Source organism: Anaeromicropila herbilytica (genome assembly GCF_016591975.1).
Taxonomy (GTDB): Bacteria; Bacillota; Clostridia; order Lachnospirales; family Lachnospiraceae; genus Anaeromicropila; species Anaeromicropila herbilytica.
Genome location: NZ_AP024169.1, coordinates 1,149,988 through 1,162,608, shown reverse-complemented (window position 1 = coordinate 1,162,608; position 12,621 = coordinate 1,149,988). Strand labels below are relative to the sequence as shown.

Here is a 12,621-nt window from a genome sequence, read left to right as displayed (position 1 = left end):
ATAAATAGCTATTTCAAACGTTTTAGAGTTACTATAATCATTATAATTTGTGATTTCAAAAAAATAATTGAAGGTGAAAATACTATGACTACGAATGAACAAGCATTATTATTACATGAAGAGTGGAATGGTAAAATTGAAACCACTTCTAAATGTAAAGTAACAACCCGAGAGGACCTTGCCCTAGCATACACCCCTGGAGTAGCAGAGCCTTGTAAAGTAATCGCAAACGACAAAGAGGCGGCTTATAAATACACGATTAAGTCAAATACTGTTGCAGTAGTATCAGATGGAAGTGCTGTTCTTGGACTTGGAAATATTGGTCCTTATGCTGCTATGCCAGTTATGGAAGGAAAAGCTGTCCTATTTAAAGAATTTGGCAATGTGAATGCTTTCCCCCTCTGTCTAGACACCCAAGATACTGAGGAAATTATTAAAACAGTTGTAAATATAGCACCAGCCTTTGGTGGTATCAACTTAGAAGACATCTCTGCTCCTAGATGCTTTGAAATAGAGGAAAGACTGAATGAATTATTGGACATTCCTGTATTTCATGATGATCAACATGGTACTGCCATTGTTGTATTAGCAGGGATTATTAATGCATTAAAGGTTACAAAAAAAACCAAAGAAGACTGCCAGATAGTAGTAAATGGTGCAGGCTCGGCTGGAATAGCAATAACTAGATTATTATTAACTTATGGTTTTAAACATATTGTTATGTGCGATAAAGTAGGAATTCTATCAAAAAATACTGACTGCCTAAATTGGATGCAGCAAAAAATGATGGAATGTACGAATCTTTCTAATAAAACGGGTTCTCTAGCTGATGCTTTGGTTGGCGCAGATATTTTTATTGGTGTATCAGCTCCTAACATAGTCACAAAAGAGATGGTTTCTTCTATGAATAGTGAATCTATTTTGTTTGCTATGGCAAATCCAGTTCCTGAAATCATGCCTGATTTAGCAAAAGAAGCTGGAGCAAAAGTAGTCGGTACTGGTAGATCTGATTTTCCAAATCAAGTTAACAATGTAATAGCTTTTCCAGGAATCTTTAAAGGAGCTCTTGAAGGAAGGGCTTCTAAAATCACTGATGAAATGAAATTAGCTGCTGCTATCTCTATCGCATCTCTAGTCGATGAGAAAGACCTGAACGAGAATAATATCCTACCATGGCCTTTTAATCCTTTAGTTGCAGAAGTTGTAAGCGAAGCAGTAAAGTCTCATATATAACTTTATCCTTACAAATCGATAAACAATAGCACATTAAGTGTATCCTAATATTAATTAGCAAAAGAAATGAGGTAGTAATTTGTCGCAACCAAAAACTTGGGCTGATAAGAGATATTACTCATTAAACTATTATTTGAAGAAACATTTTGGTAATAAAGTGTACAAATTATCCTTAAATGGAGGAATGACTTGCCCAAATAGAGATGGTACGTTGGGATCTAGCGGGTGTATCTTCTGTAGTGAAGGGGGATCAGGAGACTTTTCCTCACCAGCTACTTTATCTATTACTGATCAGATTACTGCTGCTAAGCTAAAAGTAAAACAAAAAATCTCAAGTAATCAATACATCGCATACTTTCAAGCATTTACCAATACTTATGCTGATGTTAATTACCTTCGAAAAATATATTATGAAGCAATATCGCATCCCGATATCATAGCGTTATCCATAGCGACACGACCTGATTGCTTAGATGACGATATTATAGAACTTCTAAATGAATTAAATCAGATAAAACCTGTATTCATTGAACTTGGACTCCAAACAGTAAGCGAAAAAACTGCCACATTAATACGCCGTGGCTATTCCTTATCATGTTTTAAAAATGCTGTTTATAAACTACATGAAATTGGTATAGAAATTGTAGTTCATGTAATATTGGGTCTCCCCTTCGAAACGAAAGAAGATATGCTTCATACAATATCTGTTGTCTGTTCATTACCAATTAACGGAATTAAACTCCAGTTACTTCATATATTAAAAAATACAGATTTGGCTCTACTTATGAATACCTTCCATATACTAACGTTGGAAGAATATATTGATATTGTGATAACCTGTATTGAACATATACCTGAGCATATTGTTATTCATCGTATTACTGGAGACGGTCCAAAACAACTACTACTTGCTCCTTTATGGAGTAGTAATAAAAAAAATGTATTAAATCAAATAAATAAGGCATTCCTTACCAAAGACACCTGGCAAGGTAAGTACTATCAACCTTAATAACTATATCAAAAAAGAGTCGGAGGTTTTTATATGTCAAATGAAAGTTTAACTTTATACAAGTTGATTATCTTATTTATATTAGATAAAGTCGATTTTGCAATGACAAATGCTCAAATATCCGATTTTATTTTAGAAAAAGAGTATACTAACTACTTTAATATTCAACAAGCCATCTCCGAGTTAGTTGACTCCGAACTTATTATCCGTCATACGATACGAAATAGTTCTCATTATAAGATAACTCCTTCTGGTCAAGAAACTCTTGAGTTTTTTAATACTAAAATATCAGATGCCATTAAAAAGGATATTGAAGAATATCTTCATGTAAATAAGTATACCTTAAGAGAAGAAGTATCAACGATATCTGACTATTTTCAATCAAAAAAAGATGAATATATGGTAAGATGTCAAGTAAAAGAGAGAGGAACAGCTATCATAGATCTGAGTATAGCTGTTCCCACAGAAGATGAAGCAATCTTAATCTGTAATAGTTGGAAGTCAAAGAGTCAAGATGTATATGCTTATCTTATTAGAACTTTAATGAATCCTGATAATTAGTACGTATTCTTTGGAATCAAATAACTTGTTATTTAGGTAGTTTAGGGAATTTACACAAAGAGCTCACTAGAAATGTCCCTTATTATAGTTTGTGGATGAATATCACTGTATCCATGTACGTGTTGGAATTTCGATTAAAGCAGTATAAGAGGTTCTAAATGAAAAAGGAATTATTCAAACATAATCAGAAGGAGCGAACTCGCAAAAAGCGCTCAAACATCACTCCTTCTGATTATTGAATAATTCCTTTTTCATTAAGAATCTCTAATACTCTTTAAACAAAATCCCAACTCTTACATGGATACAGTGATATTCAAGCTACTTCTATGAAAGGGACATTCTGGTGAACTCCTTGTGCAAATTCCCAAGCTAGGTTATGAAACAAGTCATTTGTCGAGCAGCTCATGTATATCTTTAATTATTAGAAAGAACAAAAAGGAAAAGGTGATTTCGTACATCGTAATCACCTTTTCCTTTTACATTCAGTTTCTACTAATTAATGTCACTTTCTACTTATGTCTTAGATATCATATTTCTGTATTTGTCAAATTATCTATAACTAAATTTTTATAGTTCTGAGCTTTGATCGCCGTCATTATTTTCATTTTGATCTTCATCATCAACGAAAATTGTTTCAATAAGATCCCAGATTTCATCTCTACCCTGTTTTGATAGCGCAGAAAATGGTAATATGGTAGTCCCTGGTTTAGCATTAATTCCTTTTAATATCATTTTTAAATGCTTATCCTTTTGGCTACGATTAATTTTATCAAGTTTTGTTGCTATGATAATAGGATTGTAACCATTATATACAATCCAATCATACATATTTCTATCATTTGCAGATGGCTCATGTCTTATATCTATTAATAAAAATATAATTTTTAGCTGATTGGATTTTTTTAAATAGCGTTCAATTAATTTCCCCCATTTTTCTTTTATCTCTTGATTTACTTTTGCATAGCCATACCCTGGAAGGTCTACAAAATATAATAAATCATTAATATTGTAGAAGTTAATCGTTTGAGTTTTACCAGGTTGTTGTGAAGTTCTCGCATAAGATTTACGATTCATTAGTGCATTTATTAAAGAAGATTTTCCTACATTTGATTTTCCTGCAAAAGCAATTTCAAATTTATCATTTTCTGGTAGGACACTTGTAATACCACACACTGTTTCAAGATTAACACTTTTTACATGCATTTTAATACCCATGCCTTTCTATTTTGGTTTTTAAGAGTCAGATATCTTAGTCTATCATGATGTTTTATTATTTATATTAATTAGCAATAACCAAACTACTATTGAATAGCTCAATTCATCTAAATAAAATATCCATTTAATGGCCTTATTTAATTATTATTTCTATTTCACCTCTTTAGACAAATGCATATGAAATAACTTGTTCCATTGAATCCACAAATTCAATTTTAATTCCATCAAGAATTTCACTTGCTATTTCCTCTATATCTTTCGTATTCTTCTTTGGAACTAATACCACATTGATCTTTGCTGCTTTCGCAGCTAATATTTTTTCTTTTAAGCCTCCGATTGGAAGTACTTTACCACGCAATGTAATCTCACCTGTCATTGCAATATCTTTACGGACTTTTTTTCCAGTAATTGCCGAAAGTATCGCAGTTGCCATTGTTATTCCAGCACTAGGACCATCTTTAGGCACTGCACCTTCTGGTATATGGATATGAATATCATTCTTTTCAAAGAATTCAGGACTTATATTATAATTATCACTAATCGAACGAATATAGGATATTCCTGTCTTTGCAGATTCTTTCATAACATCACCAAGCTGTCCAGTTAATTCAATTACTCCTTTTCCTGGCATTACGTTAACTTCAATTTGTAATGTATCGCCTCCAACACTTGTCCATGCTAGACCTCGAACAATACCTACTTCATCCTCTTCATTTGCTAAATCAAAGGTATATTTTACTTTTCCTAAATATTTTTCGACATTCTTTTCTGTAATTTTAATAACTTTCTTATCATCTGATAATATCTCACGTGCAGCTTTACGAGCTATCTCACCAAATCTTCTTTCTAAACTTCGAACACCTGCCTCTTTTGTATATCCTGATATAATTTTAGTTATCGCTTTATTTGAAAATGTTAATTGTTTTTCCTTAATTCCATTTTTCTTAAGTTGTTTATCTATTAGATGTTCTATGGCAATATGCAATTTTTCATTTTCTGTATAGCTACTTACTTCAATTAATTCCATTCTATCAAGTAAAGGTCTTGGAATTGTACTAACAGAATTGGCTGTTGCGATAAACAGAACTTCAGACAAATCAACAGGAATCTCAATGTAATGATCCGTGAAATTTAAGTTTTGTTCGCTATCTAACACCTCAAGTAGTGCTGCAGAAGTATCTCCTTTATAATCACTACTCACTTTATCAATCTCATCTAAAAGAATGAGTGGATTCTTAACCTCAGAAACTTTTAGTGCATTTATAATTCTTCCTGGCATAGCACCAACATAAGTTCTTCTATGTCCCCTAATCTCTGCTTCATCTCTTACTCCACCAAGACTTATGCGTGAATATTTTTTATCTAAGGATTCTGCAACTGACCTCGCTATTGATGTTTTACCAGTTCCAGGTGGTCCTACAAGACAAATAATTGGACTATCTCCTTTCTTCGTCAATGCTCGAACAGCCAAGAATTCTAATATACGTTCTTTCACTTTTTCCATTCCATAATGGTTTTCATCTAATACTTTTTCAGCTTTCTTAATATCAAGGCTATCTTTACTTTTTTTATCCCAAGGTAGTGCTAATAGTGTCTCAATATAACTCCTACTAACTGCACTTTCGGAAGAGTTCATTCCAATACTTTTAAAACGATCAATTTCCTTTTTGATATAGTCTTTTACTGTTTTACTTGCCTTCAATTTTAAAGCCTTGGAATAATAATTTTGAATGTCATTGATAGTATTACTTTCTCCTAATTCTTCACGAATAACCTTAAATTGCTCTCTTAAAATATATTCCTTCTGATTCTTCTCGACTTTATCTTGTACTTTCTTTTGAAATTGCTTTTTAAACTTTATCAACTCAATCTCTTCTGATATGAAAGCGGCAACCTGATGATAGCGTTCATACAAATCAGTAGCATCTAAAATTGTTTGTTTTTGTCTGTCATCAAAAGGCATATTAATCGCCATTTGATTTATTAGTTCCTCTATTGTAAGAATATCATTCAATTTCTTAATTGTATCTTTACCTAATTTCGTATTTTCAATCGTATATACTTCAAATATTTCTTTCAAGTTTCGAATCATTGCATTCTTTTGAATATCACTTAATTCATCAAGGCTATGATCTTCATCAGTAGTAACCTCAGCCAATAAATAAGGTTCTTCATCTAAAATAGAAGCTAATTTAGCACGCTCTATTCCATTTACTAACACCCGAATTACATTTCCTGGTAACTTCATCATTTGTTTTATCTTTGCAATACATCCGTATGTATATAAATCAGCGAATTCTGGATTAGCTACATCAGGATCTTTTTGTGATACTATAAAAACAGTTTGATCATTATTCATTGCTTCTTCGACAGCATTTATTGATTTGGTTCTATTTATATCAAAGTGAATCAACATATCCGGGAATACAGTAATTCCCCTAAGTGTTAATACTGGTAAGTGTTTTACTTCACTCATATTTCTACCTATTATAACACATCCACTATTCAACGTGTTATTGCCACAATAAAAAGAAGATAAAACTAATATGTGGCTTTCCTTTCTATAAACATTTTCATTTGCAATTAAAAATATATAATTAATCAAAACAGATATACTGTCTAATATTTTCTCTTAAAATAATATTTTTTTATTTAAACTCCAAATATAACAAAAGTCTCCCAATAGATTAAGTCCATTTACTTAGGCTTAACTATATAGCAGACTCTTGTTATATAATATATAATCTTAAGCTATTTCATCTGTATTTTTCTTAGCTGTTCTTTTACCAACAGCTTTTTTAGTAACATTACCTTCTGCATAGATTAGAGTAGGTTCTCCAGTACCTAATGCAGCTTCTTTCGTAATAATACATTTAACAACTTGAGTATCTGACGGAATCTTATACATTGCATCCATCATAACAGCTTCCATGATTGCTCTAAGCCCTCTAGCTCCGGTCTTTCTCTCTAAGGAACGCTTCGCGATTGCACGAATTGCTTCTTCTTCAAATTCTAATTCAACACCGTCTATTTCAAATAATTTCTTATATTGTTTTACAATAGCGCTCTTAGGCTCTGTAAGAATCTTAACTAAGGCTTCTTCATCCAATAAGTCAAGAGCTACACAAACTGGTACACGGCCAACAAACTCAGGTATTAATCCAAATTTAACAAAATCTTGTGGAAGCACTTGTCTAAATAATTCACCTACGTTTTGCTTCTTACCATCACTGATTTCAGCATTAAAACCAATTGATTTTTGTCCAATTCTAGCTTCTACAATCTTATCAAGTCCATCGAATGCACCACCGCAAATAAATAAAATATTTGTTGTATCTATTTGAATAAATTCTTGATGTGGGTGCTTTCTTCCGCCTTGTGGTGGTACACTTGCAACAGTTCCTTCTAATATCTTTAGAAGTGCTTGTTGTACACCCTCACCTGATACGTCTCTTGTAATAGATGTATTTTCTGATTTTCTAGTAATCTTATCGATTTCATCAATATAGATAATTCCATATTCTGCACGTTCAATGTCATAATCTGCAGCTTGAATTAATTTTAATAGAATATTTTCAACATCTTCACCTACATATCCCGCTTCGGTTAACGCTGTTGCATCTGCTATAGCAAATGGTACATTAATTAATTTAGCAAGTGTCTGAGCTAAGAATGTCTTACCGGAACCAGTTGGACCTACCATTATGATATTACTCTTTTGTAATTCAACATCTAAATCTTTCTCAGAAAAAACTCTCTTATAATGATTATATACAGCTACTGATAATACCTTTTTCGCATCATCTTGACCAATGACATATTGATCTAGAAATTCTTTAATTTCCATTGGCTTTAATAGATTAATGTCACTATCTGTTTCAATATCATCAAATTCTTCTGCAATAATTTCTGAGCATATCTCAATACACTCATCACAAATGTAAACATTAGGACCTGAGATCAATTTACGAACTTGGTCTTGAGTCTTATTACAAAAAGAACATCTTAATTGCTTTTTCTCATCGCCACGATTTGCCATTTCTTAATTCACCTCTATTCTTCTTAGTGAAAGAGGACGCATTATTCTGCTCATTGCAATTTATCACAACCTCGTATAATGCGTCCTTGTTTAAGTTCTAAATTATTAACTACTTTCTATTTGTAATAATACTATCGATAAGGCCATAAGCTTTTGCTTCTTCAGCATTCATATAGTTATCTCTTTCGGTATCCACTTCAATAATTTCAATTGGTTTACCAGTATTATTTGCGAGAATCTCATTTAATTTTCTCTTAGTTTTTAAGATATTATCAGCAACTATCTTAATATCAGTTGCTTGACCTCTTGCGCCACCAGATGGTTGATGAATCATTATCTCAGCATTAGGAAGTGCAAATCTCTTACCTTTAGCACCACCTGATAATAGGAATGCTCCCATACTTGCTGCCATACCAATACAGATAGTAGATACATCTGATTTAATAAAATTCATGGTATCATAGATTGCCATACCAGCTGTAACTGAGCCACCTGGGCTATTAATATATAAGCTAATATCTTTTCCTGGATCTTCTGATTCTAAGAATAATAACTGCGCTACTATAACACTCGCTGATACATCTGTTACTTCTTCTCCAAGAAAAATAATACGTTCTTTTAATAATCTTGAATATATATCGTAGGATCTTTCGCCCCTACTAGTTTGTTCTATGACATAAGGTACTAAACTCATGTTAATTCCTCCTCACTTTGAACTAATGTACAATATTTTAAATATCAATGAAAATACTATATAAACAAAGTTATATTCAAATACTATCCACTTTAATACACTTTATTTCACATTAATATATACGATAGTTATTTTAACTTATACGAATCGATCTATCCAAATATTATGCTTCAACAGCAGCTTCTACAGCAAAATCAACAGCTTTTTGTACTGCCATATCCATCTTAATTTGTTCTTTTTCTTTATCGCCTAATAATTCTTTTAATTTTTCTACTTCCATCTTGTACATTGTAGCCATTTCTTCGATTTCTTTAGCGAAATCTTCTTCTGATACTTCAATATTTTCAGCTTTTACAATAGCTTCAAGAACTAATCTGCTTTGAATACGTTTTTCAGCTTGTGGTCTTAAAGATTCAAGGAATTTCTTTGCATCCATACCAGTAAATTGGAAGTATTGTTCTACAGTTAATCCTTGTGCTTGAATTCTTTGACTAAATTCATCTGCCATTTGTCTAACTTGAGTTTCAATCATTGCATCTGGAATTTCCATAGTAGCATTTTCAATAATTTTTTCTACTATAGTATCTTCTTTTTGTGCTTTATTTTCTTTTTCTTTTTTCTCTAAGATTGTTTTCTTAATATCAGCTTTATATTCATCAATTGAATCAAATTCTGAAACATCTTTTGCGAAATCATCATCAAGTGCTGGTAATTCTTTTTCTTTGATTTCTTTAACTGTAACTTTGAATAAAGCTGGTTTTCCTGCTAAGTTTTGTGCATGATATTCTTCTGGGAATGTTACATTAACTTCAACTTCTTCCCCGATTTTCTTACCAACTAATTGATCTTCAAATGTATCAATGAATGAATGTGAACCTAATGTAAGTGGGTAGTCTTCTCCTTTTCCACCTTCAAAAGCTACGCCATCAGAAAATCCTTCAAAATCAATTACAACTTGATCTCCGTCTTTTGTAGCACGGTCTTCAACATTAATTGTTCTTGAATTTTGTTCTGCAACTTTCTTTAATTCAGCTTCAACTTCATCTTCTGTTACATCTAATTCAGTTTTTTCTACAGAGATACCTTTGTAATCACCAAGTGTTACTTCTGGTTTAACTGCAACTGTAGCTGTAAAAATAAAAGATTTTCCTTTTTCAATTTGAACAACATCAATTTCTGGTTGTGATACGATATCTAATTTGCTTTCTTCTGCTGCTTTTTCATAAGCATCTGGAATAATTAAGTTAGCTGCATCTTCATAGAATACTCCAACACCGTACATTTTTTCAATAATAGCTCTTGGTGCTTTACCTTTTCTAAAACCTTGGATTGACATTTTGGATCTATTCTTAAGATAAGCCTTTTCGATTGCTTTCCCGAATTCCTCTGCTGTTGCTTCTATAGTAAGTTTTACCATATTTTTTTCTAATTTTTCTACTTGTAAACTCATTGAATTAATTTCCTCCTTAAGATTGTGAAATGTATAATAAATTCCTTGTTTTTCATTTTCACTTTTTGACATTAGTATATTATATCATAGGTTATAAGTAAATACCATAATTATTTTTTTATCATATTTGAGTATTTACTACAAAAGTTTTATACATTTTTTATCAAAATATCATATATTTTAGTAATATTTAACTATTCAATGTAATATCTTTTTGCTTACTCAATGATATGCTGCTTTCTTTTTAGTACTTCAATTACATCATCTACATACTTTTTGCATATTTCATCTTTTGACGCCTCTACCATTACTCTAATTACTGGCTCTGTACCACTTTCTCTTACTAATATTCTACCTTCACTAGCTAACTCAGCTGATACCTTTTCTACCGCTTTTTGTACGTCAAGATCCTCTCTTGCTTCTTTTTTATCTTTTACTTTTACATTTACTAATAATTGAGGATATATCTTAACTTCCTTTACTAGTTCAGATAACTTCATTTTCTTTTCTAGAATCACTTCCATAATCTTTAATGAAGTAAGTACACCGTCACCTGTTGTTGCATGTTTACTAAAGATAATATGTCCAGACTGTTCTCCACCTAACGAATGAGAATTTTGAATCATATTTTCATTAACATATTTATCACCAACCGCTGTCTTCTCGTATGCGATACCTTCTCTATCAAAGGCCTTATATAACCCTAAATTAGACATAATTGTTGTAACTACAGTATTATTATTTAGTTCACCTTTTTCTTTCATATATTTACCACAAAGGTATAATATTAAGTCTCCATCAATAATATTACCAAGTTCATCCACTGCTAAACAACGATCTGCATCACCGTCATATGCAAATCCAACATCTAATCCATTTTCCACCACATACTTTTGTAGATTTTTAATATGTGTTGAACCGCAATTTTCATTGATATTAGTTCCGTCTGGTTCATTATTAATTGTATATGTTTTAGCACCTAAAGTATCAAATACACCCTTAGCAACGGTTGAAGCAGATCCATTGGAGCAATCTAAACCAACCTTTATATTTTTAAAAGAACGAGTAGCTAAGGAAATTAAGTAACCAATATAACGATGTCTTCCAATCGAATAATCAACTGTACATCCAATATTGTCTCTTTTTGCGAGTGGAATATTGTCTTCGTTTAAATCAATATACTCTTCAATCTTATTCTCAATCTCAGCTTCTAATTTATATCCGTTCCCATTGATAACTTTAATACCATTATCATAATATGGATTATGACTTGCAGATATCATGATTCCACAATCAAATCCTTCACTTCGAACAACATAGGATACACTAGGCGTTGGTGTAACATGCAATAAATATACATCTGCACCACTAGCTGTTAACCCTGCTACTAATGAATATTCAAACATATAACTAGAACGTCTTGTGTCTTTTCCAATTACTATTTTAGCTTTGTGCTCTTTTCCGTAATAGTGACCTAAAAATCTTCCTACTTTATACGCATCTGTAACTGTTAAATCTACATTTGCCTCTCCACGAAACCCATCTGTTCCAAAATACTTACCCATATAAACGCCTACTTTCTTATTAATTATTATACATTCAATGGTAACCATAAAGTTATTTATCAAATTATTTATGTTTATTTTTTATCATGAAATATTGTTAGAATAATGAACAAATAAGATATTATTATTTATTAAACTATGTATATCCTATTTAGCTATTTGACGCAACATTTATATTCTATCATAATCTCCTACAAATGTGAATGTAGTAATTTCTGAATATTTCTTAATATTTCTTATATATATTAGAGAGTTTGAATTAAATAAAAAAACACCACTATATATTTATGTATTACATAGATATTTAGTGATGTTTTTATCCAATATTCAGTTATTCAACGATATGATTTACAATCAAATTCACGAATTGCCCATGACTACTTCATGATTCATAAACCGAAACGAAAATCACATTAATTATTGTTGACTTGTGCCAGAAACTGAACTTGTTCCGCTAGTATATGAAGTAGTTCCAGACATTGATTCTTCTTGACGTTTAATCATTTGTCTTACCATTTCTCCACCAACAGATCCATTTTGAGCACTTGTTAAGTCCCCATTATAACCTTGTTTTAATGGAACGCCGATTTCTCCTGCTACTTCCATTTTAAATCTATTAAGTGCTTCTCTTGCTTGTGGTACTTCAGTACGATTTGATCCTGTGCTTGAATTTGAACTTGCCATTTTAAATGCACCTCCATAATTTATCCAATAGTTAAAGAAATCACTTACTTGTTGTGGTCTCTTTCGATAAGATACTTTCTTATCTAATACATATTATTATCAGATATGTTAGAATATATGTTGGTAATTTCTTGAATTATAGTACTTTTTATCGTTTTTTATTTCTTTGCA

General features: G+C 31.5%; 10 protein-coding genes. 3 read left to right on the top strand and 7 right to left on the bottom strand.

What is annotated here, in order from left to right; all coding sequences use genetic code 11:
• Nucleotides 1–84 precede the first annotated feature (84 nt).
• The 3 genes from bsdtb5_RS05085 (at nucleotide 85) to bsdtb5_RS05075 (ending at nucleotide 2,803) form a co-directional block, all read left to right on the top strand.
• On the top strand, nucleotides 85–1,233 hold the full coding sequence (locus bsdtb5_RS05085) for an NAD(P)-dependent malic enzyme (RefSeq protein WP_271714955.1): 1,149 nt from the start codon (nucleotides 85–87) through the stop codon (nucleotides 1,231–1,233).
• 79 nt (nucleotides 1,234–1,312) lie between these two features.
• Nucleotides 1,313–2,242, top strand: coding sequence for a TIGR01212 family radical SAM protein (locus bsdtb5_RS05080; protein ID WP_271714954.1), 930 nt, complete (start codon nucleotides 1,313–1,315; stop codon nucleotides 2,240–2,242).
• A 33-nt stretch (nucleotides 2,243–2,275) separates the two neighbouring features.
• Nucleotides 2,276–2,803, top strand: a complete 528-nt coding sequence (locus bsdtb5_RS05075; RefSeq protein WP_271714953.1) for a DUF4364 family protein — start codon at nucleotides 2,276–2,278, stop codon at nucleotides 2,801–2,803.
• Nucleotides 2,804–3,370: 567 nt separating this feature from the next.
• Here bsdtb5_RS05075 and yihA read toward each other — a convergent pair.
• The 7 genes from yihA to bsdtb5_RS05040 all read right to left on the bottom strand — a co-directional run bounded on the left by yihA (nucleotide 3,371) and on the right by bsdtb5_RS05040 (nucleotide 12,450).
• Entirely contained in the window at nucleotides 3,371–4,006 is a 636-nt protein-coding gene (gene yihA, locus bsdtb5_RS05070) for a ribosome biogenesis GTP-binding protein YihA/YsxC (RefSeq protein ID WP_271716050.1), read from the bottom strand.
• Between the two features lie 175 nt (nucleotides 4,007–4,181).
• Nucleotides 4,182–6,494 carry an endopeptidase La gene (gene lon, locus bsdtb5_RS05065; protein WP_271714952.1) on the bottom strand — a complete coding sequence of 771 codons (2,313 nt, stop codon included), beginning with the start codon at nucleotides 6,492–6,494 and terminating at the stop codon, nucleotides 4,182–4,184.
• A 270-nt stretch (nucleotides 6,495–6,764) separates the two neighbouring features.
• Complete coding sequence (gene clpX, locus bsdtb5_RS05060) at nucleotides 6,765–8,057, bottom strand: ATP-dependent Clp protease ATP-binding subunit ClpX (RefSeq protein ID WP_271714951.1); 1,293 nt, start codon at nucleotides 8,055–8,057, stop codon at nucleotides 6,765–6,767.
• A 109-nt stretch (nucleotides 8,058–8,166) separates the two neighbouring features.
• Nucleotides 8,167–8,751: an ATP-dependent Clp endopeptidase proteolytic subunit ClpP gene (gene clpP / locus bsdtb5_RS05055; protein ID WP_271714950.1), complete on the bottom strand. Its 585-nt coding sequence runs from the start codon at nucleotides 8,749–8,751 to the stop codon at nucleotides 8,167–8,169.
• Between the two features lie 163 nt (nucleotides 8,752–8,914).
• Nucleotides 8,915–10,201 carry a trigger factor gene (gene tig / locus bsdtb5_RS05050; RefSeq protein WP_271714949.1) on the bottom strand — a complete coding sequence of 429 codons (1,287 nt, stop codon included), beginning with the start codon at nucleotides 10,199–10,201 and terminating at the stop codon, nucleotides 8,915–8,917.
• Nucleotides 10,202–10,419: 218 nt separating this feature from the next.
• A complete protein-coding gene (glmM, locus tag bsdtb5_RS05045) occupies nucleotides 10,420–11,766 on the bottom strand; it encodes a phosphoglucosamine mutase (protein ID WP_271714948.1) in 1,347 nt (448 codons plus the stop codon).
• Between the two features lie 417 nt (nucleotides 11,767–12,183).
• Nucleotides 12,184–12,450: an alpha/beta-type small acid-soluble spore protein gene (locus tag bsdtb5_RS05040; protein WP_271714947.1), complete on the bottom strand. Its 267-nt coding sequence runs from the start codon at nucleotides 12,448–12,450 to the stop codon at nucleotides 12,184–12,186.
• Nucleotides 12,451–12,621 lie beyond the last annotated feature (171 nt).

Excerpts from the sequence above, each read along its gene's own strand:
- bsdtb5_RS05085 (WP_271714955.1), top strand. The coding sequence starts at position 85 with ATGACTACGAATGAACAAGCATTATTATTACATGAAGAGTGGAATGGT.
- bsdtb5_RS05075 (WP_271714953.1), top strand. The coding sequence starts at position 2,276 with ATGTCAAATGAAAGTTTAACTTTATACAAGTTGATTATCTTATTTATA.
- yihA (WP_271716050.1), bottom strand. The coding sequence starts at position 4,006 with ATGCATGTAAAAAGTGTTAATCTTGAAACAGTGTGTGGTATTACAAGT.
- lon (WP_271714952.1), bottom strand. The coding sequence starts at position 6,494 with ATGAGTGAAGTAAAACACTTACCAGTATTAACACTTAGGGGAATTACT.
- clpX (WP_271714951.1), bottom strand. The coding sequence starts at position 8,057 with ATGGCAAATCGTGGCGATGAGAAAAAGCAATTAAGATGTTCTTTTTGT.
- clpP (WP_271714950.1), bottom strand. The coding sequence starts at position 8,751 with ATGAGTTTAGTACCTTATGTCATAGAACAAACTAGTAGGGGCGAAAGA.
- tig (WP_271714949.1), bottom strand. The coding sequence starts at position 10,201 with ATGAGTTTACAAGTAGAAAAATTAGAAAAAAATATGGTAAAACTTACT.
- glmM (WP_271714948.1), bottom strand. The coding sequence starts at position 11,766 with ATGGGTAAGTATTTTGGAACAGATGGGTTTCGTGGAGAGGCAAATGTA.
- bsdtb5_RS05040 (WP_271714947.1), bottom strand. The coding sequence starts at position 12,450 with ATGGCAAGTTCAAATTCAAGCACAGGATCAAATCGTACTGAAGTACCA.